Annotated in this window: 27 protein-coding genes; 13 read left to right on the plus strand and 14 right to left on the minus strand. The window is 69.1% G+C overall.

Annotation, left to right across the window (positions count from 1 at the left end):
• The gene (locus tag ACFOWZ_RS22815) at window positions 1-399 is read left to right on the plus strand and encodes a hypothetical protein (protein ID WP_382375607.1); all 399 of its coding nucleotides are present in this window, start codon (window positions 1-3) and stop codon (window positions 397-399) included.
• Window positions 400-507: 108 nt separating this feature from the next.
• On the opposite strand, the gene ACFOWZ_RS22820 is transcribed toward ACFOWZ_RS22815, so the two are convergent.
• Genes ACFOWZ_RS22820 through ACFOWZ_RS22830 form a run of 3 tightly spaced genes read right to left on the minus strand, consistent with a single transcriptional unit; the run spans window position 508 to window position 2,758 of the window.
• Window positions 508-1,437, minus strand: a complete 930-nt coding sequence (locus ACFOWZ_RS22820) for an LLM class F420-dependent oxidoreductase (protein WP_382375609.1) — start codon at window positions 1,435-1,437, stop codon at window positions 508-510.
• Window positions 1,438-1,484: 47 nt separating this feature from the next.
• The gene (locus ACFOWZ_RS22825; protein ID WP_382375850.1) at window positions 1,485-2,471 is read right to left on the minus strand and encodes a CaiB/BaiF CoA transferase family protein; all 987 of its coding nucleotides are present in this window, start codon (window positions 2,469-2,471) and stop codon (window positions 1,485-1,487) included.
• Complete coding sequence (locus ACFOWZ_RS22830; protein WP_382375611.1) at window positions 2,468-2,758, minus strand: antibiotic biosynthesis monooxygenase family protein; 291 nt, start codon at window positions 2,756-2,758, stop codon at window positions 2,468-2,470. Before ACFOWZ_RS22830 ends, ACFOWZ_RS22825 begins: the two co-directional genes overlap by 4 nt.
• An 88-nt stretch (window positions 2,759-2,846) precedes the next feature.
• On the opposite strand from ACFOWZ_RS22830, the gene ACFOWZ_RS22835 reads away from it, so the two are divergent.
• The gene (locus ACFOWZ_RS22835) at window positions 2,847-3,623 is read left to right on the plus strand and encodes a cyclase family protein (RefSeq protein ID WP_382375613.1); all 777 of its coding nucleotides are present in this window, start codon (window positions 2,847-2,849) and stop codon (window positions 3,621-3,623) included.
• A gap of 155 nt (window positions 3,624-3,778) precedes the next feature.
• Here the strand turns inward: ACFOWZ_RS22835 and ACFOWZ_RS22840 are convergent, their stop codons facing one another.
• From ACFOWZ_RS22840 to ACFOWZ_RS22875, 8 genes are all read right to left on the minus strand, one after another.
• On the minus strand, window positions 3,779-4,696 hold the full coding sequence (locus tag ACFOWZ_RS22840) for an acyltransferase domain-containing protein (protein WP_382375615.1): 918 nt from the start codon (window positions 4,694-4,696) through the stop codon (window positions 3,779-3,781).
• Window positions 4,697-4,759: 63 nt separating this feature from the next.
• Window positions 4,760-5,974 carry a ketosynthase chain-length factor gene (locus ACFOWZ_RS22845; RefSeq protein ID WP_030465054.1) on the minus strand — a complete coding sequence of 405 codons (1,215 nt, stop codon included), beginning with the start codon at window positions 5,972-5,974 and terminating at the stop codon, window positions 4,760-4,762.
• Complete coding sequence (locus ACFOWZ_RS22850; protein WP_030465055.1) at window positions 5,971-7,239, minus strand: beta-ketoacyl-[acyl-carrier-protein] synthase family protein; 1,269 nt, start codon at window positions 7,237-7,239, stop codon at window positions 5,971-5,973. Before ACFOWZ_RS22850 ends, ACFOWZ_RS22845 begins: the two co-directional genes overlap by 4 nt.
• Window positions 7,236-7,943: a hypothetical protein gene (locus tag ACFOWZ_RS22855; protein WP_382375618.1), complete on the minus strand. Its 708-nt coding sequence runs from the start codon at window positions 7,941-7,943 to the stop codon at window positions 7,236-7,238. Before ACFOWZ_RS22855 ends, ACFOWZ_RS22850 begins: the two co-directional genes overlap by 4 nt.
• Entirely contained in the window at window positions 7,943-8,128 is a 186-nt protein-coding gene (locus tag ACFOWZ_RS22860) for a hypothetical protein (RefSeq protein ID WP_167969143.1), read from the minus strand. The genes ACFOWZ_RS22855 and ACFOWZ_RS22860 overlap by 1 nt, the downstream gene beginning before the upstream one ends.
• Window positions 8,129-8,149: 21 nt before the next feature.
• On the minus strand, window positions 8,150-9,085 hold the full coding sequence (locus ACFOWZ_RS22865; RefSeq protein WP_030465058.1) for an aromatase/cyclase: 936 nt from the start codon (window positions 9,083-9,085) through the stop codon (window positions 8,150-8,152).
• A gap of 33 nt (window positions 9,086-9,118) precedes the next feature.
• The gene (locus tag ACFOWZ_RS22870) at window positions 9,119-9,370 is read right to left on the minus strand and encodes an acyl carrier protein (protein ID WP_030465059.1); all 252 of its coding nucleotides are present in this window, start codon (window positions 9,368-9,370) and stop codon (window positions 9,119-9,121) included.
• A gap of 159 nt (window positions 9,371-9,529) precedes the next feature.
• On the minus strand, window positions 9,530-10,336 hold the full coding sequence (locus ACFOWZ_RS22875; RefSeq protein ID WP_382375621.1) for an AfsR/SARP family transcriptional regulator: 807 nt from the start codon (window positions 10,334-10,336) through the stop codon (window positions 9,530-9,532).
• A 210-nt stretch (window positions 10,337-10,546) separates the two neighbouring features.
• Between ACFOWZ_RS22875 and ACFOWZ_RS22880 the strand changes: the two genes are divergently transcribed.
• From ACFOWZ_RS22880 to ACFOWZ_RS22895, 4 genes are all read left to right on the plus strand, one after another.
• Complete coding sequence (locus tag ACFOWZ_RS22880) at window positions 10,547-10,729, plus strand: hypothetical protein (RefSeq protein WP_382375623.1); 183 nt, start codon at window positions 10,547-10,549, stop codon at window positions 10,727-10,729.
• Entirely contained in the window at window positions 10,726-12,978 is a 2,253-nt protein-coding gene (locus tag ACFOWZ_RS22885; RefSeq protein WP_382375625.1) for a TOMM precursor leader peptide-binding protein, read from the plus strand. The genes ACFOWZ_RS22880 and ACFOWZ_RS22885 overlap by 4 nt, the downstream gene beginning before the upstream one ends.
• A 26-nt stretch (window positions 12,979-13,004) precedes the next feature.
• The gene (locus ACFOWZ_RS22890; protein ID WP_382375627.1) at window positions 13,005-13,646 is read left to right on the plus strand and encodes a hypothetical protein; all 642 of its coding nucleotides are present in this window, start codon (window positions 13,005-13,007) and stop codon (window positions 13,644-13,646) included.
• A gap of 129 nt (window positions 13,647-13,775) precedes the next feature.
• Window positions 13,776-16,001, plus strand: a complete 2,226-nt coding sequence (locus ACFOWZ_RS22895) for a sensor histidine kinase (protein WP_382375629.1) — start codon at window positions 13,776-13,778, stop codon at window positions 15,999-16,001.
• A 65-nt stretch (window positions 16,002-16,066) separates the two neighbouring features.
• Here the strand turns inward: ACFOWZ_RS22895 and ACFOWZ_RS22900 are convergent, their stop codons facing one another.
• Window positions 16,067-16,672 (minus strand): response regulator transcription factor, encoded by a 606-nt coding sequence (locus ACFOWZ_RS22900; RefSeq protein WP_382375631.1) that lies wholly within the window; start codon window positions 16,670-16,672, stop codon window positions 16,067-16,069.
• 111 nt (window positions 16,673-16,783) lie between these two features.
• Here ACFOWZ_RS22900 and wrbA point away from each other — a divergent pair, with 111 nt between their 5' ends.
• The 6 genes from wrbA to ACFOWZ_RS22930 all read left to right on the plus strand — a co-directional run bounded on the left by wrbA (window position 16,784) and on the right by ACFOWZ_RS22930 (window position 22,366).
• On the plus strand, window positions 16,784-17,371 hold the full coding sequence (gene wrbA / locus ACFOWZ_RS22905; protein ID WP_382375633.1) for an NAD(P)H:quinone oxidoreductase: 588 nt from the start codon (window positions 16,784-16,786) through the stop codon (window positions 17,369-17,371).
• Entirely contained in the window at window positions 17,372-18,394 is a 1,023-nt protein-coding gene (locus ACFOWZ_RS22910) for a ketoacyl-ACP synthase III family protein (protein ID WP_382375635.1), read from the plus strand. It begins immediately after the preceding gene.
• Between the two features lie 79 nt (window positions 18,395-18,473).
• Complete coding sequence (locus ACFOWZ_RS22915; protein WP_382375637.1) at window positions 18,474-19,292, plus strand: SDR family NAD(P)-dependent oxidoreductase; 819 nt, start codon at window positions 18,474-18,476, stop codon at window positions 19,290-19,292.
• Between the two features lie 62 nt (window positions 19,293-19,354).
• The gene (locus ACFOWZ_RS22920) at window positions 19,355-20,449 is read left to right on the plus strand and encodes a winged helix DNA-binding domain-containing protein (RefSeq protein ID WP_382375639.1); all 1,095 of its coding nucleotides are present in this window, start codon (window positions 19,355-19,357) and stop codon (window positions 20,447-20,449) included.
• Window positions 20,446-21,507, plus strand: coding sequence for a winged helix DNA-binding domain-containing protein (locus ACFOWZ_RS22925; RefSeq protein WP_382375641.1), 1,062 nt, complete (start codon window positions 20,446-20,448; stop codon window positions 21,505-21,507). The genes ACFOWZ_RS22920 and ACFOWZ_RS22925 overlap by 4 nt, the downstream gene beginning before the upstream one ends.
• A gap of 25 nt (window positions 21,508-21,532) precedes the next feature.
• Complete coding sequence (locus ACFOWZ_RS22930) at window positions 21,533-22,366, plus strand: SMP-30/gluconolactonase/LRE family protein (RefSeq protein WP_382375643.1); 834 nt, start codon at window positions 21,533-21,535, stop codon at window positions 22,364-22,366.
• Between the two features lie 48 nt (window positions 22,367-22,414).
• Here ACFOWZ_RS22930 and ACFOWZ_RS22935 read toward each other — a convergent pair whose 3' ends face one another.
• Both ACFOWZ_RS22935 and ACFOWZ_RS22940 read right to left on the minus strand, forming a co-directional pair.
• On the minus strand, window positions 22,415-23,005 hold the full coding sequence (locus tag ACFOWZ_RS22935; protein ID WP_030465071.1) for a malonic semialdehyde reductase: 591 nt from the start codon (window positions 23,003-23,005) through the stop codon (window positions 22,415-22,417).
• Window positions 22,995-24,359: a GMC family oxidoreductase gene (locus ACFOWZ_RS22940; protein ID WP_382375646.1), complete on the minus strand. Its 1,365-nt coding sequence runs from the start codon at window positions 24,357-24,359 to the stop codon at window positions 22,995-22,997. The genes ACFOWZ_RS22935 and ACFOWZ_RS22940 overlap by 11 nt, the downstream gene beginning before the upstream one ends.
• Before the next feature lie 127 nt (window positions 24,360-24,486).
• Here ACFOWZ_RS22940 and ACFOWZ_RS22945 point away from each other — a divergent pair, with 127 nt between their 5' ends.
• Window positions 24,487-25,515: a zinc-binding dehydrogenase gene (locus tag ACFOWZ_RS22945; RefSeq protein ID WP_382375648.1), complete on the plus strand. Its 1,029-nt coding sequence runs from the start codon at window positions 24,487-24,489 to the stop codon at window positions 25,513-25,515.
• Window positions 25,516-25,579: the final 64 nt, after the last annotated feature.

Below are 25,579 nucleotides of genomic sequence, written 5' to 3' on the forward strand. Positions count from 1 at the left end.
GTGCGCACGTGGAGTGGCGAGATCCAGGTCAGCGACTGGGAGCAGTACTACCTCGGGCTCGACGGCGGAGCGCACCAGAAGGCGCTGACCGCGTTCGGCATCCCGCATCAGGACGGCGTTCGCGCCGACGAGCCGTACCTGATGGTGCCGGTCGAGTCCGTCCGGCGGGCAGCACTCGAGTTCGGTGACCACGCGGCTGCCGACGTGCTGCGCGACCGCTTCCAGCTCGACTCGCCGTCGATGCTCGGGCGCGGGCTGAAGCTGGTGCTCGGACAGGACGGGCTGGAGCAGCGCTACCTCGACGATCCGGCGCTCCAGCTGCGCTACATCGGACATCGGCGGCCCTTCGCGAAGCACGTGATGCCGATGCCGGCGGCTGTTCGCAAAGCGCTCGCCTGACCTCCGATATCCAATATATCGGGGGCCACCCTTTAGCAACGAGTCTTTTGACTTCGTCCGCAAAAGACTCGTTGCAAGGGCAGGCGGTGTGTCTGAGGTGGCGATATATCAGAGCTGGGGTGCTACGTCCGAGGCGATCTCGGTGATGTGGTCGAGGTCGGCCAGGTCGAGGATCTGCAGGTAGACGCGCTGAACGCCGGTCGCGTCACGCCAGGCGCCGATGCGGTCGACGATTTCGGCGGGGCTGCCGCACAGGCCGTTCTGCTTGAGCTCGTCGACCTCGCGGCCGATCACGGCGGCGCGGCGGGCGACGTCGGCGTCGGTGCGGCCGACGCACGCGACCAAAGCGACCGAGCGGGTGATCTCGCGAGGGTCGCGGCCCATCTCGGCGCAGGCGGCATCGACGCGGGCGTACTGCTCGACGGCGGCGTCGAGGCCGACGAACGGCAGGTTGAACTCGGTGGCGTAGGTCGCGGCCAGCGCCGGGGTCCGACGCGCGCCCATGCCGCCGATCAGCACCGGAACGCGGTCCTGCGCGGGCTTGGGCAGAGCGGGTGAGTCGGTCAGCGAGTAGTGCTTGCCCTCGAACGAGAACGTGCCGCCGACCGGGGTCTCCCACAGGCCGGTGATGATCGCGAGCTGCTCCTCGTAGCGCTCGAACCGGGCGCCCAGCGTCGGGAACGGGATCCCGTACGCGGTGTGCTCGGCCTCGTACCAGCCCGCGCCGATGCCGAACTCGACCCGGCCGCCGGACATCTGGTCGACCTGCGCGACGCTGATGGCGAGCGGGCCGGGGTACCGGAACGTCGCGGCCGTCATCAGCGTGCCCAGGCGGATCGTCGTCGTGTCGCGGGCGAGGCCCGCGAACGTGATCCACGGGTCCGTCGGGCCGGGAAGTCCGTCGACCGATCCCATCTTGAGGTAGTGGTCGGAGCGGAAGAAGGCGCCGTAGCCGGCGTCCTCCGCGGTCCGGGCCACGCGGAGCAGGTCGTCGTAGCTCGCCCCCTGCTGGGGCTCGGTGAAGATGCGCAGTTCCACGACGAAGAACTTAGTCGTGCGAACGATGTCCGGCCCAGTTGAGACAGCTACCCGAACCGCGGGGCGGGGGCGGCGGCACCGTCCGACGTGAAGACGCCGCGCGCCACGAGATGCGGGTGCGAAACGGCTTCTTCCAGCGTCAGCACCGGGGTCACGCAGGCGTCGGTGTCACCGAACACCTCCGCCCACTCGTCGCGCGTCCGGCTCAGGAACGCCTCCGCGAACATCTTGCGCAGCAACGGCCACGAAGCGCGGTCCATCTGGTCCGGCAGGTCGGAGAGCCCCAGGCCGGCCACCAGCAACGCGTAGAACTGCGGCTCCAGCGACCCGACAGCCACCGAGCGACCGTCAAGGCACTCGTAGATCGCGTAGAACGGGCACCCGCCGTCGAGCAGGTTCGCGTCCGGCGCGTCCTCCCACACCGATTGCGCCTTCATCGACCAGATCATCTGCGCCAGCGACGCCACACCGTCGACGATCGCCGCGTCGACGACCTGGCCACGGCCGGTGCGCTGCCGTTCCCACAACGCCGCCAGCACCCCCAGCACCAGGTACAGCGACCCACCGCCGAAGTCGCCGACGAGGTTCAGCGGCGGCTTGCCGATCGCGTGCAGCACACCGGTCACCGACAGGTAGTTGATGTCGTGACCCGCGCGCTGAGCCAACGGCCCGGACTGCCCCCACCCGGTCATTCGCGCGTAGATCAGGCCGGGATTGACAGCCAGGCAGTCGGACGGGCCGAGACCGAGCCGTTCCAGCACACCGGGGCGGAAGCCCTCGATCACCACGTCGGCGGACGAGATCAGCGACAGCACCGAGGCCCGGCCGTCGGCGGACTTCAGGTCCGCCGACACCGAACGCCTGCCGCGCAACAGGAAGTCACGCGAGGCGTCCGGCACCACGGACAGCCCGCCGGACAGACGCTCGACGCGCACGACCTCCGCGCCGAGGTCCGCGAGCAGCATCGCTCCGTGCGGACCGGGCCCGATGCCACCGAACTCGACGACGAGAAGACCCTCCAGAGGAGCCATCAGGCTTCAAAGGACAGACGCGGAGCGAAGATCGCGCCGGACGACTCGGCCAGACCGCGCATCGCCTTGGCGTGGTTGCCGAAGTCCGGGTGCGCCAACGCGGCACGCAGAGCGTCGGCGCTCTCCCACAACGCGATGTTGACGTACGAGGCCGGGTCGTCGAGCTGGCGCGACAGCGTGTACTTGATCAGGCCCGGCTGCGCCCGCAGGAACGCCGCCGTCTCGTCGAAGGCCTTCTCGAACTCCTCGGAGTCACCGGTGAGCGTGAAGCGGTTGACGAACGTGATCATGGCCCCTCCAGAAACGGTGTCAGCTCCCCAAAACCATGCACACCGCGTCTTGAGACGTGCTCAAGGAACGCCCGCCAGGCTCAGCACCATGCGCATCATCGATCTGTCTTCCCACATTGACGCATCCGCGTACGAAGCGGACCCGGTGACGCACGAGGTGCTCACGGCCGCCCAGGGTGCCGAACACATGGCCGAGCAGCTCAAGGCACGGCTGGGCATCGAGTTCGACGTGTCCGTGCTGCGGGACTCGGAGTTCCTCACGCTGGACCGGATCAGCCTCACCTCCCACACCGGCACGCACGTGGACGCCCCGAGCCACTACGGCTCCAAGACCACGTACGGCAACGGGATCCCGCGCCACATCGACGAGATGCCGCTGGAGTGGTTCCACAACCCCGGCGTGAAGCTCGACGTGCGCGGCCACGGCACCGGCGCCATCGGCCCGGACGTCCTCGAAAAGGAGTTCGCCCGCATCGGCTACACGCCGAAGCCCATGGACGTCGTCATTCTCGACACCGGCGCCGCCGAGCACGCGGGCACCCAGACGTACTTCACCGACTACACCGGCCTCGACGGCCCGGCGACGAACCTGTTGCTGGACCTCGGAGTCAAGGTGATCGGCACTGACGCGTTCAGCCTCGACGCGCCGTTCCCCGACATCGTCAAGCGGTACCTCACGACCAAGGACGAGAGCGTGCTGTGGCCCGCGCACTTCGCCGGCCGCGACCGCGAGTACTGCCAGATCGAACGCCTCAGCAACCTGGACGCGTTGCCGGACTTCGGTTTCACCGTCGTCGCGTTCCCCGTGAAGATCAAGGGCGCCGGCGCCGGGTGGACCAGGGCCGTCGCCCTCCTCGACGACTAGCTCTCAAGTGAGAGCTGAATCACCAAACCTACCGTGAAAGCCATGGACAACAACGAAATATCGCCACCGGAGAACGAAGACCACATCGTCCGCGGCATCGACTAGAAGCCGCCAAAGGGCCGCCCTCCAAAAAGAGGGCGGCCCTTTTATACGTCCTAGACCAGCCGAGCCCGAGCCGCCTCAACGGAATCGGATGCGTCCAGCAACGGCAGCACCTGCGAAGCGCCGTGCCGCACGGCCTTCGTGCGACGCGCGAACGACGTCAGCGTCTGGCCCGGCCCCGCCTCCACCAGCAGCACGTCGTACATCGCCAGCAGGTCGTTCAACGCCGGTCCGAAGTAGACGGCGTCGGTCAGCTGACGAGTCCAGAACCGCGGCGACAGCGCGTCCTCCGGGGTCATCAACGTGCCCGTGTAACCGGAGTAGACGGGCATCCGAGGGGCAGAGGGCGAGACGTTCCACGCCGCCAGCGCCTCGTCCACGGCGGGCTGCATCGCCGGGCTGTGGAACGGCGTGGTCGCGGGCACGGTCACCACGACGAACTCGTCCGCCTCCAACCGCGCGCGAACCGCAGCCAGCGGTTCGTCCGGCCCCGCCAACATGGTCTGCCGGGCGGAGTTCACCGCCGCGATCGCCACATCGCCTTCCAGGTACGGCATCAGCTCCGCCTCGGACGCCGCCACCGCCAGCATCCCTCCGGACGGGATCGACACTGCCGACACCACCCGGTCCCGCACCAGCGAAACGGCTTCCTCCAACGAGAAGACGCCTGCCAGCGTCGCCGCGACGACCTCACCGGCGGAGTGCCCGATCAACGCGACGGGCTTCACGCCCCACGACAGAACCATGCGTCCCAACGCGTAGTCGACCGCGAACAACAACGGCTGCGCGCGGGACACGTGGTCGACGTCGGCTCCGGACAACCAGTCGTCACAGGCGACCGAGCCGATTTCGCCGAACAGCTCGAACACCTCGTCGATCACCGAGGTGAACACGGCGTCCGTGCCGTACAGGGACGCCGCCATCCGCGGGTACTGCGACCCCTGCCCGGGAAACATCAGTGCTACGTCCACAAGAAGCCTCCATAAAGCGACAGGGGCCGCGAGGAAGACCTCACGACCCCTGTGCGGGTGACATCACCTGTACTCGCGAACCACCATGGCGGAGTTGAAGCCGCCCTTGCCGCGCCCGAGCACCAGAGCGGCCTTGACCTTGCCGTGCCGCGCCTCGTTCATCACGAGGTCGATCTCGTACTCCGGCACGGGGTTCTCGACGTTGACGGTCGGCGGGATCGCGCTCCAGTAGATGGAGAGGATCGCCGACGCCACGTCCAGGGACCCGCCACCGGCGAACAGGCGGCCCGTCATGGTCTTCGGGGCCGTCACCGGCACGCCGAACGGCCCGAAGATGCCCTTGATCGCCTCGGCCTCCGCCTTGTCGAGCTCGGGAATCCCCGCCGCGTCGGCGAACACGACGTCGATCTCCGAGGCGTCCATGCCGGCGTCGCGCAACGCCAGCTCGGCCGCCCGCTTCAGGCCCGGCTCCCGCGAGGGCATCCGCGAGTCGAACGTCGAGGCGTACCCGACGATCTCGCCGTAGACGCGGGTGCCGGGACGCTCGGCCGCCGACTCCGGCGTCTCCAGCACCATGATCGCGCCGCCCTCACCGCAGACGTACCCGGAGGCGTCGCGGTCGAACGGCAGGTAGGCGCGACGCGGGTTGTTGTTGCGGGACAACGAACCCGACGCCTGGTGCGCCACCCACGCCCACGGGCACAGCGACGAGTCCATGCCGCCGGTCAGCGCGAGCTTGACGCCCTTGCGCAGCTGACGGCGGGCGTGCCCGATGGAGTCGATGCCACCGGCCTGCTCGGACACCACCACCGCACCCGGACCGCGCGTGCCGTGGCGGATCGAGATCTGGCCGGTGTTGACCGCGTAGAACCACGCGAACGACTGGTACGCCGAGACGTACTCGGGGCCCTGGTGCCACAGCTTCTGCAGCTCCCGCTGGCCGAACTCGTACCCGCCCGCCGTCGCCGCGGTGATCACCGCGATGTCGGTGTCCGGGATGTCGTTCGGCTGCACACCCGCGCCGCGCAACGCCCAGTCCGTGCCCACCAGCGTCAACCGCGTCATGTGGTCCGTCTGCGGCAGCAGCCGGCCCTGCAGGTGCCGGCCTGCCTCGAAGCCCGGCACCTCACCGGCGATCTTCGCCCAGTAGTTGGCACTGTCGAACCGGGTGATCGGCTTGATCGCCGCCTCACCGTGCAGGGTCGCCCGCCAGTACGCGGTCGGCCCCAGCCCGTTCGGCGACGCGATGCCGATTCCCGTCACCACCGCCCGAGTCACCGGCCTGCCCCTTCCACCTTCTTGAGCACCATGGCGCTCTGGAATCCACCGAAACCACTGCCCACGGTCAGCACCGTGTTCACCTTCGCCTCGCGCGCGACCAGCGGCACGTAGTCCAGGTCGCACTCGGGGTCCGGCTCGTGCAGGTTCGCCGTCGGCGGGATGAGGCCCTCCTCGAACGCCAGCAGCGAGCCGACGATCTCGAGCGACCCGATCGCGCCGAGCGAGTGCCCGATCATGGACTTGAAGCCCGACACCGGCGTCTTGTAGGCGTGCGCGCCCAACGAACGCTTGAACGCCGCCGTCTCGTGCAGGTCGTTCTGCTTGGTGCCCGACCCGTGCGCGTTGATGTAGCCGACGTCCGTGGCGTCCGAACGCGCCTGCTTCAACGCGATGTTGATGGCGTCCGACATCTCGATGCCCTCGGGGTGCAGGCCCGTCATGTGGTAGGCGTTGCACCGCGAGGCGAAGCCGGCGACCTCACCGTAGATGTGCGCACCGCGGGCGCGGGCGTGCTCCAGCTCCTCGAGCACGATGATCGCGCACCCCTCGCCGAGGACCAGACCGTCGCGGGTCTTGTCGAACGGGCGGCAGGCCGTCGTCGGATCGTCGTTGCGGGTGCTGGACGCGCGGATGACGTCGAAGCACACCACGGTGATCGGGGAGAGCGGGGCCTCGGTGCCGCCGGTGACGACGACGTCCGCGCTGCCCTCCATGATCAGCTCGGCGGCGTAGCCCACCGAGTCGAGACCGGAGGTGCAGCCCGTGGAGACCACGGAGACCGGGCCTTCCGCGCCGACCGTCCACGCCAGCTCCGTCGCCATCGAGGACGGCGTGAAGTAGTCGTAGAGGTGCGGGACGGCGTAGGACTGGTCGACCTCCCAGTACTTGCCCCGGTCGGAGCCGACGATGAACTCGCGCTCCAGCGAGGTCGTGCAGCCGACCGCGGTGCCCAGCGAGACACCGATGCGGCCGGGGTCGAGCTGGTCGAACTCGATGCCCGAGTCGGCCAGAGCCTCACGACCGGCCACGACGGCGAACTGCGCCGCGCGGTCGAGCCGCCGGATCTCCTGCGGCGTCAGGCCTTCGCGCACTGGGTCGAAGTCCGCTTCACCAGCCATGCGCGAACGGTACGGAGACGCGTCGAAGTGCGTGATGATGCGAGTCGCCGTACGCCCTTCGGACAGCAGTTTCCAATACGCCTTCGTTCCGATGCCACCAGGTGCGACCACGCCCACCCCGGTGATGACGGCGCGACGACTCATCGGACACCTCCAATCGCCTTCTGTGCGGACACGGTCTGCTCCAATCTCGGACAGGGCACGGGAGCGACACCTGTTTCTGCCGGTTGAACCGATGGTGAAACGGCCCGATCGAGGCCACCTCGAACGACGGCGTAGAACCCCTGTACGAGTCCAGCCCCCGCATCCGCGGCGAACAACTGCTTCGCCGAGGAGCCGTCGTGACAACCAAAACCAAGAGGCACACCGGTTTCCGCAACCACCTCGACGATCTCGCCGATCTGGTCGGGCCACAGCCCGCCCGCTGTGTCGTGCAGCAACACGGTTTCCGCCCCCGCCTCCGCGACCGTCAGCACGACCTCCAAAGCGTGTTCGGGGTCGACCAGCCAGCCGTCGAAGAAGTCCCGCGCCTCGACGATCACTCGCCGTCCGGCGCGCACGAGTTGACGCACGGCCTCCCGGACCACCGGGATGCCGTGCCCTTGAACAACCAACGTCACCGCTGAGGTCTCCGCGGCGAGCAGTGAGGTGAGGTCCTCGGCACCGCCGGACGCGACGAGGGTGGCGGCGCGCAACCGGAGTTCCAGAGCGGCACGGTGGTAGAACCACCGGCCTGGCCGGCCTCCGTCGACGAACGCGACGCCGAGCGCGTCGAGGCGCCGCGCCGCGACCAGTCTGTCCGAAATGGACAGGCTGGTGCGGCGCAGCGAGATGTCGTACAGCTTCATCAAAACCCCGACAGCAGTACGCGGGAGGCCTCGATCTCGTAAGCACAGGGCGCCACCTCGGAGGGACATCCCTTGCGCTGGTGCTCGACCGCGGCCTTCTCCAGGTACATGGAGACCACGTACAGCCCGTTGCGACCCGCGGCACGGGCCGCGGCGGTCAGCAGGTCCACGCCGGCCAACGCCATCGCCCATCACCCCCCGGACCATCAGCCGTTCTCGGCGAACTCCTTGGCGTGCCGCAACGTCGTGAGGCTGTTCGTGCCCAACGCGTGGCGGATCAGTTCCCTGGCGCGCTCGATCGTCCCGTCCGGGCCGAGCACCTCGGTGACGACCTCGGGACGGATGACGACGGTGTGGTGCGAGGTCGCCTCGACGCCCGCCTCGATGCCGTCACCGATGTCCCGCAACGTCCACCGGCCGACGTGCGCCGCCATGATCGGCGGCGTCCTGGTCTGCTTGTAGACGATCGTGTCGTGCGGAGTGCAGACCCGCACCGAGTGCGTCGTGTGGATCGAGCCGTCCGGGCTGCGCGTGTCCATCTCCATGGACTGCACCCCCGTCACGGCCTCGGTGAGGTCGAGCCGGGCGACGTGCGGCAGCCGCTGCGGCCACAGGTCCGACCGGTACAGGAACTCGTACACGTCCTTGCGGGTCGCGTGGATCGTGATGCTGTCGGAGAACGACAGCACGTACTTGTCGTAGTCGTCGCCGAGCTCGGCGGCGCGCTTGAGCGCCGCGAGCTCGGCGTCGCTGTTGTTGTTCACGGCCTTCAGGACCAGCTCGACCGCTTCCGGCTGCGCGGTGGTGAAGTGGTGCAGGAGGTCGACGCGCGTCGCCGAGTCGGCGATCGGCACGATCCGCCACTCCCCTCCCATCGACTTCACCGGCGCCGCCGAACGCTCCTGCTCGAACTTGACGTGCAGGTTCGCCGAGTCCAGCTCACGGCGAGACGTCCACGTGCGCACGTCACCGTTGGCGAAGGCGTGCAGCCGCAGCCGCTCGGTCGACCCGTCGGTCTCGAACACCTCGGCGTGCACCGTGGGCCCGAAGGTGTACGGCCAGCGCGTCACGTCCGCGATCAGGTCGTACACCACCTTGGCGGGGGCACCGATCATGACCGTGTGCGTGGTGGTGTGCGTCATGTCCCCGTGTCTCCGTTCTCGGCTCGCCGGCGGTCAGGCCGCGAGGTCTCCGTTGACCTTGGCCAGCAGTTCGCGCGGGGTCTCGATGTCCGCGAGCTCGTCGTCGCCGACACCGACGCCGTACCGGCGCTTGATCAGCGCCACCGTCTCCAGCAGGGCCAGCGAGTCGAAGCCCAGCTCGAGGAACGGAGTGTCGAGAATGTCCTGGCCGGCCTTGAACGAGTCGTCCTCGCCGGCGGCCTCGTTGAGAATCTCCTTGAGACCCTCGATGGTCAGTGCGCTCACGGCTTCTTCCTTTCCTCACCTGGGCGTTTCCGCTCGCCCACACAGCGAGGTTGCCAGGGCGCACTGGTAGTCCAGTGGAGGTTTCCTCGAACGAAGTCGTTGGGGCACAACGAAAAACGGCCCCGCACCACAGTGTGGCGGGGGCCGCTGGAGTCTGGATCAGGCCAGAAGTCCTTGCAGTTGACGGGCTTCCGCGCGGTCGAGCCGCGGATCCGACGTGACGATCGCGTGCTGCAGCTGCTGCAGGCGTGCCGACGGCTCGACGCCGAGCTCGTCGACGAGCGTGCGCCGCAACGCCCTGAACGCGTCCAGCGCCTGCCACTGCCGTCCCGCACGGAACAACGAGATCATGTACTGCGCACACAGGTGCTCGTTCATCGGGTGCTGCACGGTCAGCACGGCGAGCTCGCTCAGCAACGCCTTGTGCTTGCCCAGCCGCATGTCCGCCTCGATGCGCGTCTCCAGCACGCCGAGCCGTGCCTCCTCCAGGCGCACCACCTCGACGCCCAGCGGCATGCCGGGACGGACGTCCACGACCGCGGGCCCGCGCCACATCTCGAGCGCCGACCGCAGCAGCCGGGACGCGGCCGCGAAGTCGTCGGCGTCGTAGGCGTTCTGGCCGGCACGGGCGAGGCGCTCGAACTCGTGCACGTCGACGGCCTCCTCCGGCACGTCGAGCAGGTAGCCGCCGTACCGGGTGACGAGCACCTCCTTGGCGCCGTTCTCGGACGTGGCCAGCGCGTCGCCGATCAACCGGCGCAGCTGCAGGATGTAGGTCTGCAACGTGGTGCGCGCGCTGCGCGGCGGGCGGTCGTCCCACAGCTCCTCGACCAGGGTCGGCACGGACACCACCGAGCCGGAGTGCAGGGCGAGCAGCGCCAGGATCTGCCTCGGCTTGGCCGCTGTCGGCGTCACCGAGCGACCGTTCACCTTGGCCTCGACCGGCCCCAGGACCTTGATCTGCATCGCCGTCCCTCCTTCTGCTCGAACCATTGGATCAGTGTGATCCGCCGGTCGGGAGGGCGTTAGTGCGTCAGCCATCGATGTCAGGTGAGTTCTCCCCGGTGCGGGTATGAGAACTTCATACCGGGGCGCATTAGCCGGTAACTACCGGTCCATTACCGCTGGTCGGCACGATTACCCACGTCAATCGAACCGCAAACATCGGAGATGCGCATGTACCCCACCGTCACCGTGGAGCACCTTGCTTCGGTCGCCGCCGACGACTCCGACGACATGAAGATCTACGAGTTCGACCGTGAAGCCACGATGGACTGGACGACGTGGATCGTCCCCAGCTGCGGCTGGACCTCGCCCGGTGACCGCTTCAAGGTCCAAGAAGAGGTCCTCGCGGCATGAGACACGACCTGGGCGAGCAACGCATCGGGTTCAAACGGCACCTCCGGCCGCAGATCGTGCGAGGTGAGGCCGTCTACCTGTTCGGGGAGTCCGGGGTCACGGCGATCGCGGGCAGCCACGTCGAGTCGCTGGCGCCGTTGCTCGACGGCACCCGCGACCTGGCCGCACTGCTGCGCGACGCCCCCACCGGCCTGACCGCCGACAAGGTGCGGAGCATGCTCACCAGGCTCGCCGCGGCGGGGCTGATCGGCAGCCGAGGCGCGGAGGACTGCTCGCCCGCGGCGGAGGCCTCGCTCGCGTACTGGGACGCGGCGGGGGTCGACCCGTCGGACGCGGTGGCGGCGACAACGGCGTCGCTCGTCTCCGTGGTCGCGATCGGTGGCATCGATCGCGACGCGCTCGTGGAAGCCCTGCACCGCAACGGACTGACGGTCACCTCGGGGAGTGGTGACCTCACGGTCGTGGCGTGCGCGGACTACCTGGCGCCCGAGCTCCGCGACATCGACGCGGACCACCGGGCGGCCGGCACCCCGTGGTTGCTGGTCAAGCCGGTCGGCGCGCAGGTGTGCGTGGGCCCGTTCTTCACCCCCGGCGACGGCCCCTGCTGGCGGTGCCTCGCCACCCGGCTCTCCGCGAACCGCAAGGCGGAGGCCCACGTGCGGGCGCGGTGCGGACAACGTGGTCCCGCGCCGCGCCCGGTGATCGGCCTGCCGTCGTTGCAGGCGACGGCGCTCGACATCGCGTCGGTCGAGGCGACGAAGTGGCTCGCCGGAATCCGGCACGAGGCGCAACGGTCGATCTGGAACTACGACAGCCTGACCATGAAGGTCACGCAGCACGAGGTGCGGCACCGCCCACAGTGCTCCGGCTGCGGAGACCCGGGAGTCGTGGCGCGCAGGGCGTTCGAGCCCGTCGAGCTCACGAGCCGGGTGAAGCGGTCCTGCGAGGGCGGCGGCCACCGGTCGTCGTCCCCTCAGGAGGTGCTCGACACGTACCGGCACCTCATCGGGCCTGTCACCGGTGTGGTGAGGGAGATCCGCCGCAACGAGTGCGGGCCCGCGTTCTTCAACTCGTTCATGTCCGGCTCGAACGTCGCCGCCGCGGGCGAGGGCGTCGAAGGGCTCCGCTCGTCGCTGCGGGCCGACACCGGAGGCAAGGGCGTGACGCCGCTCGACGCCCAGGTCGGCGCGCTCTGCGAGGCCGTGGAACGACGCAGCGGCACGTGGTTCGGCGAAGAGGCCAGGGTGAGCGCCAGCTACGCCTCGCTCGGCGACGTCGCGATCCACCCCGGCACCGTGCAGCAGTACCACCCGCGCCAGTTCGCCGGGCGCGAGGCGTGGAACGCGGCCCACTCGGCGTTCCAGCACGTCACCACCCCGTTCGACGAGAACGAGGTGATGGACTGGAGCCCGCTGTGGTCGCTCACCGAACGACGCCACAAGTTCCTGCCGACCGGCATGCTCTACTTCGGCGCCCCCTGCCCGCCGAGCGTCACGTCGGACTCGAACGGCTGCGCCGCCGGCAGCAGCCTGGAAGACGCGCTGCTGCAAGGACTTCTGGAGCTGATCGAACGCGACTCGGTCGCCATCTGGTGGTACAACCGCACACCGGTGCCGGGTGTGGACCTCGACTCGTTCCACGACGCGTGGATCGACGAGTGCCGCGAGGTGCACGCGGGCCTCGGCCGCGAGCTGTGGCTGCTCGACGTGACCGCCGACCTCGGCGTGCCGGTGATGGTGGCCCTTTCCCGTCGCACCAACGGACCTCGTGACGACATCATGCTGGGCTGCGGTGCGCACCTGGACCCGCGGATCGCCGCACGCAGGGCGCTCACCGAGCTGAACCAGTGCATGCCGATGGTCTGCGGGCAGGTCCGGTTGGACGCTCTCGACGTCGACACGCGGAACTGGTTCGAGCACACCCGCCTCGACGAGCAGCCGTGGCTGGTCCCCGACCCCGCCGAGCCGTCGCGCAACGTGTTCCACCACGGCTACCGGCACCGGCGCGACCTCTCCGACGACATCCGCGCGATCCAGAACGCGCTGGAGGCCCGCGGGCTGGAGCTGCTGGTGCTCGACCAGACCAGGCCCGACATCGGTCTTCCCGTGGTCCGCGTGGTCGTGCCGGGACTGCGGCACTTCTGGTCGAGGTTCGCTCAAGGGCGCCTCTACGACGTCCCGGTACAACTGGGGCGCCTGGACCGGCCCCGCCGGTACGAGGAGCTCAACCCGATCCCGTTGTTCATGTGACCCCACCTGCCCGGAGCGGAGGCGCCGTGGTGCCCACCCAGTCGCACATCCCCACGGGACGCCCGCTGTGGTCGTTGCTCGAGGACGCCTTCATCGACGAGGGCGCCGAGCACCTGACCGTGCACGGCAGGTGGGGCGCGATCAAGCTCTCCGACCCGAGCCCGATCGTGCGGGAGGCGTTGCACCGCATGAGCCTCGGCCCGGTCGCGCTCGAGAACATCTCCGCGCTGCACGAGAACTTCGTGCGCTGGAAGACCGGCAGCGGGCCGTGCCTCGTCTGGCGCAGGCTCAAGAACACGCTCGACCAGCTGGGCGGCTGCGTCGTGCCGTCGCTCGGCCTCGACGACGGCGCCGGGCCGATCCTGTCGGTCGTGGCGGTGACCGGTGACGCCGTGTTCACGTTGCCGCACGTCGAGGACGACGAGATCGTCTCCATGCGGCCGGGCGCCGAGATCGAGCGGTTGAACGGCGACCAGGCGCTGACGTGCCCTGGCCGGCAGTACCAGGCGATCCTGCACAGCGCGCCCGCGACGGAGATCGCCAAGATGTTGCTCGACGGCGAGGCCACCATCGCGCAGATCGCGGAGTCGTTGCAGGTCAGCAGCACGCTGGTCGCGGACGTCGTCGCGTATCTCGCCGGTGCGCAGCTCGTCGTCGCGAGGTGTTGAGACGTCGTCATGTTGCTCCGAACGAGGATCGCAAAACACGAGACTTCCCAGGAAGCGCCCGTATCATGGCCGCGTCCCGACCCTCGCGTGGGAGCTGCTGCTGTGACACTGCGACAGGAACGCTCATCCGTGTCCCGTCGCTTGGCGTACATCGTCATCACCGTGGTGTTCGCCAACTACCTCGGCAACGCCTTGATCTTCGTCCTGCAGGCCGGCGCGACGCCCGCGCGGATCGTGGGCGCGCTGGCCTGTCTGCTCTCGATCGGGTTCCTGCAGCTGCGGGTGTTCTCCCGGCCGAGCGCGAACTTGAGGTCCGGCAAGGCGTATCTGGCGCTGGGCGCGATGGCGTTGCTGGTGTTCGCGCCGGTGCCGTTCTTCGGCTACGCGTGGGGCGGCATGCCCGGTTTCCTCGCGGGCAGCGCACTGCTGGTGCTGCCCGGCCGCGTGCGGTGGTTCGTGTTCGTCGGGGTGGCGGTGGCCAACGCCGCGACCAAGTTCACTCCCGGCATCTCGCTCGGCGTGCTGGCCTACTCCACGGCGGCGACTCTGGTCGCGGGCCTGGTCGTCTACGGCCTGTCGCGGCTGCCGTCGCAGGTCTACCAGCTGGAGACCGCCCGGTCGGAGCTCGCCGACCTAGCGGTGTCGCAGGAGCGGTTGCGGTTCGCTCGCGACGTGCACGACCTGCTCGGGTTCAGCCTGTCCGCGATCACGCTCAAGGTGGAGCTCGCCCGCAAGCTGATCGGCGACCACACCGACCGCGCCGTGCGCGAGCTGACGGAGATCCTCGGCATCGCGCGTGACGCGTTGACGGACGTTCGTGCGGTCGCGTCGAGCTATCGCGAGCTGTCGCTGACCGACGAGATCAACTCGGCGCGGTCGGTGCTCACCGCGGCGGGCGTGGAGGCGACGATCGAGGCGGACCACGCCGAACTCTCGCCGCGCTCCCGGACCGTCCTGGCGACCGTGCTGCGCGAGGGCGTGACGAACCTGCTGCGGCACAGCAACGCCACCCGCTGCTCGATCACCGTCAACGGCAAGGGCAGGACGGTGTCGATCGACATCGTCAACGACGGCAGCCCAGCCGAGGTGAGCGCGGACCACGGCAGCGGCCTGACGAACCTCGCCACGCGCACCAGCGCCATCGGCGGATCGCTGCTCGCGAAGGCGTCCCCGGACGGCACCTACCAGCTGCGCGCCGAAGTGCCGGCCGATCCGGCACCCGAGCAGCCCGCCAGCCGTCCCCGCCTGATCGGCCCGTCGATCCCGACGCGGTTCGCGCAGGTGCTGCTGACCGCGGTGGTGATCGGGTACGGCGTGATGGCGACGGCGCTCGCCACGTACAGCGTCCCGATCGGATCAGCCGCGTTCGCCTCCTCAGCCGTGAGCAGCGCTCTGATCGCCCTGCTGGTGCTGGGTGTCGTGAGCCACCCGCGGGTGCGGACGAACCCCGCGCTCGGCTACGCGGCACTGGCAGGACTGGCCGTCTGCGTCTACGTGCCGCAGTTCGTGTTCCACAACCCCAACCTCGGCGGCGTGCCGGGCTTCCTCGCCGGTTCCGCGGCGCTGATCCTGCCGCGGTGGTTCGGGTGGGCGGGGTTCGTGGCCGTCGTCGCAGGGCAGGGCATCATCCAGGCGGCGTTCGGCTTTCCCACGAACGACATCGCGTACGGCGTGATGGCCACGATGAACCACGGCCTGGTGCTCTACGCGTTGACGCGACTGAGGTCGATGGTCATCGAGCTGCACGAGGCGCGGGAGGAGCTGGCGACAGCGGCGGTGACGCAGGAACGGCTGCGGTTCGCGCGCGACCTGCACGACCTGCTCGGCTACAGCCTGTCCGCGATCACGCTGAAGAGCGAGCTCACCCACCGGCTGGTCACGACCGACCCCGAACGCGCACGTCAGGAGCTCACCGAGGTCCTCGACATCTCCCGGCAGGCGCTCGCGGACGTGCGGTCGGTGGCGTCGAGCTACCGCGAACTGTCGCTGAACGAGGAGACCCAGTCCGCGCAGGCGTTGCTGTCCGCAGCCGACATCGACGTGACTATGCGGATCGACGAGTGCACCGAGCTGCCCACCGACGTGCGGGTGACGCTCGCCACGGTGCTGCGGGAGGGCGTGACGAACCTGCTGCGGCACAGCAAGGCGGAACGCTGCGAGATCGTGCTGTGCAGCTCACCGCAGCTGGTGACGATGGACATCATCAACGACGGCGTGCCCTCGTCGGACCGGGACTCGCGCAGCGGCAGCGGCATCGGGAACCTGACCACCCGCGTGTGCGCGCTCGGGGGCAGCCTCGACGCCGGGCCGACGTCGGAGCGGACGTTCCGGCTGCACGCGGAGATCCCGCTCTAGCAATTTCTTTGGCGCGAAAAGCACGTTCGGGCCATCTATCGGCCCGAACGTGCTTTTCGCGCCAGCTAGATCCAGCCGGCTTCCTCGGCGATGCGGATCGCGTCGACCCGGTTGCGGCCGTTCAGCTTGGTGATGATCGTCGTCATGTAGTTGCGCACGGTCCCGGTCGACAGCGACAGCGCGACCGCGATCTCCGGTGCGTCCGACCCGGCCGCGGCCAGCCGCAGCACCTCCAGCTCGCGGTCCGTCAGCGGGCACTCGCCCCTGTCCCACGCGGCGAGCGCGAGCTGGGCGTCGACCACCCGTTTGCCCGCGGCCACGTCACGGATCGCGTCGGCGAGCTGGCCGGGTGGGGCGTCCTTGAGCAGGAAGCCGTCCACGCGGGCCGCCAGCGCCTTGCGCAGCGTGCCGGGCCTGCCGAGGGACGTGAGCATCAGCGTGCGGACCGACGGCAGCGTCTCCCGGATCTTCGCGGCCGCGGTGAGGCCGTCGAGGATCGGCAGGTCGATGTCGATCACCGCGACGTCCGGCATGAGCTGCCGCGCGGTGGGCACGATCTTGTCCCCCGAGCTCACCTCGGCAACGACCTCGATGTCCGGTTCGAGGTTGAGCAGCGCGATGAGGGCACCGCGCACCATGTGCATGTCCTCGGCCAGCAGAACCCTGATCATCGCTCCCCTCCGGCCGACACAATATCGCCCGGCGTTCAGGCCGCGCTCGACGCCGCGTCGAGGTGCACCGGCAACGGTGGTGGGGACCTGCCTTGCGAAAGGGATCCCGCCATGGAACGCAGCGTCAACGTCACCGTCGTCTACTACTCGTCCACCGGGACGATCCACCGCATCGCCACCGAGATCGCCGAGACGGCGGAGAAGGCGGGTGCCGAGGTCAGGCTCGTCAAGGCGGCCGAGCTCGCGCCGCGTGCCGCCGTGGAATCACGGCAGGCGTGGGCCGATCACCTCGCCGCGACCGAGGACGTTCCCCTCGCCTCGGTCGAGGACGTCCTGTGGGCCGACGCCGTGCTGTTCGGGACGCCCACCCGGTTCGGCAACATCTCCGCGCAGCTCAAGCAGTTCATCGACACGCTGGGGCCCGTTTGGTTCCAGGGCCGGCTGGTGCACAAGGTGTACAGCGCTTTCACGTCGGGCGGCAGCACGCACGGCGGCATGGAGACCACCCTGGTCTCGATCTACAACATGGTGTGCCACTTCGGCGGGATCATCGTGCCGCCGGGGCTCAACGAGAACCCGTACGGCACCTCCCACGTGCTCGGCTCGGACAACAAGCCCGTGGGCGAGGTCGCGTTGCAGTCCGCCCGTGTGCAGGCCGAACGGGTCGTGCGCGTCGCCCGTGCGCTGAAGGAGGTCTGAGTGCGCGTCGACGGCATCTACGTGCGGGGCAACGGGATCCGCCTGCCCGCCACGCTGAACGTGCAGGACGCCATCGACTCCGGTGAGTGCGAACCGAAGCTGGTGGCGCGCACGGACGTCACGAGCGTCGCGTACTCCCCCGACGAGTCGGCCGCCGAGATGGGCGTTCGCGCGGCCCAGCAGGCACTGGCGAGGGCGGGCAGCACCGGCGAGGACGTCGAGCTGATCCTGCACGCCACGACCTACCACCAGGGCCAGGACCTGTGGCCGGTCGGCAGCTACATCCAGCGCGAGACCGTCCGCAACGGCTGCCTGGCGCTGGAGATCAGGCAGATGTCCAACGGTGGCATGGCCGCGCTGGACCTCGCCGTGCGCTACCTGAGCCCTGGCAGGGACGCACTGCTGACCACAGCCGACCGGTTCTGCCTGCCCGGCATCGACAGGTGGCGCACCGATCCCGGAACCCCTTACGCGGACGGGGCGAGCGCTGTCGTGCTGTCGCGGCGTGGCGGGTACGCGCGTCTACTTTCCTTGGCCATCAACGCGGACTCGGACCTGGAGCCGTTGCACCGCGGTGACGAACCGATGGGGCTCGCGCCGTTCTCGCACCGCATGCCGGTGGACTTCGAGGCCGCGAAGCACGCGTTCGCCAAGAAGTTCGGGCTCTCCTTCGGCATCAACAGGGCCAACGCCGGTCAGGCGGCCGCGGTCGAGGAAGCGCTGGCCGACGCGGACATGAAACTCGGCGACGCCGACTGGGTGGTGCTGCCGCACTTCGGCAGGCGCCGTCTGGACGTGAACTACCTGCGGCCCTACGACATCGACCCAGCACGGACGACGTGGGAGTGGAGCCGCACGGTCGGGCACCTCGGCGCGGGCGACCAGTTCGCCGGACTCGGCCACCTCGTCGACACCGGCAAGGCCCGTCCGGGGCAGCGGGTTGTGCTGTTCGGCGTCGGCGCGGGTTACAGCTGGGGCTGCGCGGTCGTGGAGATCGACGCGAAGCCGTCCTGGGCGGCCTGAGCGCGGTTCAAGCGGGATCCCAGAGGGTTTTGGCTGGATGTAGGCGACACCCGGTGGCTTTTCGAAAGGAACTCAGACCATGTCCGACCAGCCGTTTGAAGGCCAGCGAGTCGTCGTCACCGGTGGTGGCACCGGAATCGGCAAGCACGCGGCCGTCGAGTTCGCGAAGCTGGGCGCCGCGAGTGTGATCATCACCGGCCGCCGCAAGGAGCGGCTGGACGAGGTCGCCGAGCTGCACCCGAACATCGTCCCGGTCGCCGCGGACGTCACCACGGCCGAGGGCGCGCAGGCCGTCGCCGACGCCGTGGAGACCAACGGCGCCAAGCTGGACGTGCTCGTGCACAACGCCGGGATCTTCCGCAACACGCTCGCCGAGTACTTCGACGAGAAGGCCAGCAACGAGCTGCTCAACATCAACCTGCTCGGCCCGGTCCGCCTCACCGGCGCGCTGTACCAGTACCTTTCCAAGCCGGGTGGCAACATCGTCTTCGTCTCGTCGGTCGCGGGCCACAACCCCGAGCCCGGTGCCGCCCTGTACGCGGCCAGCAAGGCCGGCATGCACAGCCTCACGCTGACGTGGGCCCGTGAGCTCGCGCCGCTCGGCATCCGGGTCAACGCCGTCGCCCCGGCCGGCGTGCGCACCGAGGTCTATGCGGCCAACGGCCTCAACGAACAGGAGACCGACGCGATCTTCGCGACGCTGGCGGACATCATGCCGCTGGGCCGCACCGGCACGGTCGAGGACATCACGCCGTGGATCACGCTGCTCGCGAGCCCCGCCAGCTCCTGGGTCACCGGCCAGATCATCACGATCGACGGCGGCCAGGACCTCACCGCGGGCACCGACCACCTGTTCATGTCGTGGTTCCGCTCCCGCCTCGAAGGCGACGCGGCCTGATCCGCACACCTCACCAGAGCGGTCGTCACCGGTAACCTCCGGTGACGGCCGCATTCACGCGTTTGACCCGAAAGGCCACCACCGTGCTCGACCGCCGCGCGATCAACCGGGCAACTCTCGCGCGCCAACTCCTGCTGCGACGCCACGACATGAGCGTGCTCGAAGCCACCGAGCAGCTCGTCGGGTTGCAGGCGCAGCTGCCGTTCCCGCCCTACATCGGCTTGCAGGCGCGGTTGGAGAGCTTCGACCGCGACGAGCTGTCGAAGCTCATCCTGGACCGGCAGATCGTGCGGTCGTCGCTCATGCGCTACACCATGCACCTCGTGACCACGCCGGACCTGTTGTGGTTGCGGCCGTTGCTCCAGCCGGTGCTGGACCGCGCGCAGAAGGGTTTCTTCGGCCGCGAGACCCAGGGCATGGACCTCGGCGAGATCGCCGCGCACGGCCGCAAGCTGCTGAACGGCAAGGCGCTCACCCAGGTCCAGCTGCGTGAGGCGATGAGCGACAGGTTCCCCGGCCGCGATCCGTTGTCGCTGGCCTATTCCGTGCAGTACCTCGTGCCTCTGGTGCACGTGCCGCCGTGGGGCAAGGGCGGTTCGGTGCCGTCGACGCTCGCGGAACCGTTCCTCGACGGGAAGTTCGCCGCCCAGGCCGATCCTCAACGGCTGGTGCGCAGGTACCTCGCCGCGTTCGGTCCCGCGACCGTCAAGGACCTCCAGGCGTTCAGCGGGCTCACGTTCATGGCCAAGGTGTTCAAGGAGATGGGCGACGAGCTGGAGGTCCTCACCACGGACACCGGCCAGGAGCTCTACGACCTGCCGGGCGCGCCGCGGCCGGACGGCGACACGCCGGCGCCCGTGAGGTTCCTGCCCGAGTACGACAACCTGATGGTGTCGCACTTCGACCGCAGTCGCGTGATGGACGACGACATCCGCAAGAGGGTCTGCGTGGGCGCGGGCATCGCGGCGACGCTGCTGGTCGACGGGTTCGTGCGCGGGATCTGGAAGCTCAAGGAGCAGAAGAAGACCGCGACGCTGACGCTCACCCTGTTCAAGCCGTTGTCCAAAAAGGATCTGAAGACGGTCGAGAAGGAAGCTGACGGGGTGCTGCGGTTCGCCGCCCCGGACGCGACGACGCGGGAGCTCGTGGTCGAGTGAAGCTCAGCGCACGGGAGCTCAACCGGGCACTGCTGGCCCGGCAGTTCCTCCTGGAACGCACCGAGAAGACCCCTCTGCAGGTCGTGGAACACCTGGTGGGCATGCAGTCCCAGGTTCCACTGTCGCCTCATGTGGGCCTGTGGTCGCGTGTCAGCGGTTTTCAGCCCGCCGACCTCTCTCAGACCCTGGAGAGCCGCGAAACGGTCCGCATCGTGCTGATGAGGGGCACCATCCACCTGGTGAGCGCCCGCGACGCGCTGCTGTTGCGGCCGTTGATGAAACCGGTGCTGGACCGCACGAACTTCACCGGCCACAACGGGAAGCAGATCGAGGGCATCGACGTCGACGAGCTCGCTCAACGCGGTCGGGAACTGCTCGAAGAAGAGCCGCGCACCCGCGAGGATCTCGGCAGGTTGCTCAAAGAACGCTGGCCGGGCCACCAGGCGACCGCGCTGGCCTATGCGGTGCAACTGCTCGTACCGTTGGTGCAGATTCCGCCACGGGGCGTCTGGGGCGTTGCGCAGGGCCGTGGGGCGCACGCCACCCTGAACACCTGGCTGGGCGCCGAATCCCTGCCGGAACCGTCGATCACCGAGGTGGTTTCCCGTTACCTCAGGGCGTTCGGTCCGGCGAGCGTCCAGGACGTGCAGACCTGGTCAGGACTCACGAGGTTGTCCGAGGTGGTCGAACGGCTGCCGCTGCGCAGGTTCAGCGACGAGAACGGCCGCACGCTCTTCGACCACGAGGACGCGCCGAGGCCGGACGAGGACCTCCCTGCGCTGCCCCGGTTCTTGCCCGAGTTCGACAACATCGCTCTGTCGCACGCCAACCGCACGAGGATCATCTCCCCCGGCTTCAACGGTTCTTCGACGCGTGGCAGCTTCACCGTGGACGGGTTCATCAGCGGCACTTGGAAGATGGAGAAGAACACCCTGCTCGTCGCGCCCTACCAGCGGCTGCTCAAGCGCGACGGCGCCGACGTCGAGGCCGAGGGCCGCCGGCTGCTCGAGTTCGCCGCACCGGGCGCCGACCACACCGTGGTGTTCGAGCAAACCTAGAGCACGCTGCGGTTTTCTGACCGGTATGACGACGATCGCGCTGCCGGACGGATTCCGGCCAGAGTCGATGACGATCGGGCCCGGTCCGTTCGCGTACTTCGGTTCGCTGGCCGACGGGTCCATCTACCGCGCGGACCTGATCACCGGCGAGGGCAAGGTGATCCACCCCGGCCCCGGCACCGCGTCGGCCGGGGTGAAGATCGACCGCAGGGGCCGCCTGTTCATCGCGGGCGGTTTCGCCGGCGACGCCCACGTGATCCACGCGGCCTCCGGCGCCACGCTGGCGTCCTACCCGCTCGCGGGCCTGGTCAACGACTTCGCCCTCACCCCCACCGCCGCGTGGGCCACCGACTCGGTCATCCCGGTGCTGTGGAAGCTGCCGCTGGGCGGCAACGGCGAGCTGCCGGAGCCTGAGCAGGTCGAACGGGTCGAGCTCAGCGGAGACATCGAGTACCTCGAGGAGGGCTTCAACGCCAACGGGATCTGCCGCACCCCGGACGGCACGGCGTTGCTCGTCAACCAGTCCAACACCGGCGGACTGTTCCACGTGGACACCGCCACCGGCCGCGCCACGAGCGTCGACCTCGGCGGTGAGGACCTGATGGACTGCGACGGCATGGTGCTCGACGGCGACCTGCTGTACGTGGCGATGGGCGTGCGCAACGAGGTCGTGCTCGTGCGGCTCAACCACGAGGGCACGGTCGGCAAGGTGCTGCGGCGGGTGAGCGACCCGCGGTTCGACATCCCCAGCTCGTTGGCGCTGCACGACGACCTGCTGTACGTGATCAACGGTCGGTTCACGACGGAGGCCACGCCGGAGACGTCGTACACGTCGGTGGCGATTCCGCGGCCCAGGTAGCAAGAAGGCCCCCGCTGAAGTCAGCGGGGGCCTCTCTCGTTGCGCGGATCAGGCGGCGGACACGACCTCGTCGTACTCCAACCGCGGCGACCGCGGCCACCAGGCGTTCTCCCCCGGCTTGCCGATGTTCATCACCAGCAGCACCTTCTGCTTGCCGTCCGGGAAGAACTCGCGGTTCACGGCCTCGGCGTCGAACCCGATCATCGGCCCCGCGCACAGCCCGGCCGCGCGGATGCCGAGCAGGAAGTACGCGGCCTGCATCGTGCCGTTCTGGATCGCCGACGCCTCGCGGATCGCCGGGTCCGCGAACATGTCCTTGGCCTCGGGGAAGTGCGGGAACACGCGAGGCATCAGCTCGTGGAACTCGAGGTCCGCCGCCAGGATCGCGACCAGTGGCGCTTGGGCGACCTTGGCGCCGTTCGGTCCGTACATCGTCTTGACCAGGCGCTCGCGGGCGTCGTCGGAGCGAATCAGCACGATGCGCAGCGGCTGCTGGTTCATCGACGTCGGCGCGTACTTGACCAGGTCGTAGATGGCCTGCACGGTCTCGTCGGACACCGGTTCGGACGAGAACGTGTTGGCGGTGCGGGCTTCCCGGAACAGCAGGTCCTGGGCAGCGGCGTCCAGCTCAAGCGACATGGCGCGTCTCCTCGATCAGTACCGCGGAGATGCGCTCCGCGAGCATCATGGTGGGCAGGTTCGTGTTGGCGGCAGGCACTTCCGGCATGACCGACGCGTCGGCGACCCACAGTCCGTCGACGCCGAGCACCTGACCGTCCGGCGACACGACGGAACCCATCGCGCACGTGCCGACCGCGTGGTGGTAGGTGCCGGTGTTCGCGAAGATCCACCGGTCCAGCGCCTGGTCGTCGGACAGGTCGGCGGGCGGGCTGTTGAGCGGTGGGCCGTCGATCTCCTCCGCGAACGGCTTGGTGCCGATCAGGCGCAGCAGGTCGCGCACGCCGGACCTCATCAACGCTCTGTCCTCATAGGACCGCAGCAGGCCGAGGTCGATGTGCGGCGCGTCCGTCGGGTCGGCGGACCGCAGCCACACGCGGCCGCGTGAGGAGGGCTTGAGCAGCGCCACCGAGATGATCAGGTTGGCACCGGTCGTCTCGGCGGGCGACGGCGCGCCCGGCAGGAACTGCAACCCGGAGGAAGTCGTCGCAACGGCTTGGTACAGCGCCGGTCCGCGGCCCATCAGCTTCACGGTGACGAGCGGGTGGTCCTGCAACCCCTGTCCCACCGGCAGATCCGCGACCACGGAGATGCCCAGCGCCGACAACGCCGTGGCGGGCCCGACACCCGACCGCATCAGCACGGCGGGCGAACCGTACGCCCCCGCGGCGACGACGACCGTCGAGGCGGACACCGTCTCACCACCGAGCAGCACCACGCCGACCGCGCGTCCGTCGCGGATGAGCACCTTGCACACCAACGAGTTCGGCCGGATCGTCAGGTTCTCCCTCGACCTCGCGGCCGCGAGGTAGGTGACCGCGGTGCTCTGCCGCACGCCGCCGACCTCGTTCAAGGGGCACGGCCCCGCGCCGATCGCACCCGGCGCGTTGTGGTCCTCGATCCGTTCAAGACCCAGCGAAACCGCGGTGTCGATGAACGCCCGGTTGGTCGACGTCATGTCGTCGGCCGGCCTGCGGATTGGCACCACCGACTCCACGGCCTCGAAGTACGGCACCGCCATGTCGAACGACCAGTCGCCGGGCCACGCGTCGTAGTCGGAAGGCGCGCCGCGCAGGGCGATGCACGCGTTGACCGCGGAACAACCGCCGACGATCCTGCCGCGCGGCAGGTTCAGCGGCTCGCCGCCGATCTGCGGCTCCGACCGGTACATCCAGTTGTGCGTCGGGCCGGCGACGGGGTCGTCCGGTCCGGCTTCGAGCAGCAGCACGCGACGGGACGGGTCCTCCGACAGCCGTGCCGCCAGAACGCCGCCCGCCGAGCCGCTGCCGACCACGATGACGTCGAAGTCTGCCATGGCCCTAGTCAGCCAGTGCTCCCTGCAACCCCGCTCGTGCGTGCCTTGAGGTGGCTCAGGTTCCTCTCAAGGGCCGCAAAGCCGTTCTCGGGGACGGTGAGAACCCCACTGTGAAAAGGAGATCCGTATGAGCGCCGAAGCGATTCCGACGACGTCGCGGGAGCTGCGCCTGGTTTCGCGTCCGGCGGGCCGGCTGACCCAGGAGAACTTCGAGCTGGTCGAGGTGCCGATGCCGACTCCCGGCGACGGCGAGGTGCTGGTGCGCAACGAGTGGATGTTCCTCGGCTCGGTGTACCGCGACCTGATGAACGAGGAGACGAGCCTGCCGATCCCCAACTACGAGATCGGCGCGACCCCGTGGGGCACCACCGTCGGCACGGTCGTGGTGTCCAACAACGAAAGCCTGCCCGTCGGCACGTTCGTCCTGCACTACAACGGCTGGCGTGAGTGGGCGGTCGTGAGCCCGGAGTTCGGTGTGAAGAAGCTCGACCGTTCGCTGCTGCCCGGCGCGGAGTACTTCCTCGCCAACGGGCCCACGGCGTGGCGCGGCATCGTCGAGATGGCGGGCGCCGGCGAGGGTGACGTCGTGTTCGTGTCCGGCGCGACCGGCGCGGTCGGCACGCTGGCGGGCCAGATCGCGAAGGCCCGCGGCGCCAAGCTCGTCATCGGTTCCACCGGCAGCAAGGAGAAGGTCGACTTCCTGGTGAACGAGGCCGGCTTCGACGCGGCGTTCGACTACCACGACGGCCCGGTGCTGGACCGGCTGCGCGAGCTCGCTCCCGACGGCATCACCGTGTGCTTCGACAACGTCGGCGGCGACCAGTTCGAGGCCGCCGTCGAACACGCCCAGCCCGGCGCCCGGTTCGCCCTGTGCGGCGCGCTGAGCGGCCAGATCGGCGGCACGGACGGCGACCACCCGCGCCTGGCCCTGATGCGTGCCATCGCGAAGCAGCTGACGTTCCGCGGGTTCGCCACCTTCGACACCGAGGAGCAGCTGGCGGCGTGGAACCAGACGTTCTCGGGCTGGCTGAACGAGGGCAAGATCTCCTTCGCCCACACCGTCGTCAAGGGCGGTGTCGAGGTCGCGGCCGACGCGTTCATCGCGTTGCTGGACAAGAAGTACGCGGGCACGGTCGTGCTCCAGCTCAACGACTGACGTCACATACGCCAGAAGCCCTCCGCCCACTCGGGCCGGAGGGCTTCTCACGTTCTGTTTTGGC

The organism is Lentzea rhizosphaerae (assembly GCF_042649515.1).
GTDB lineage: Bacteria > Actinomycetota > Actinomycetes > Mycobacteriales > Pseudonocardiaceae > Lentzea > Lentzea aerocolonigenes.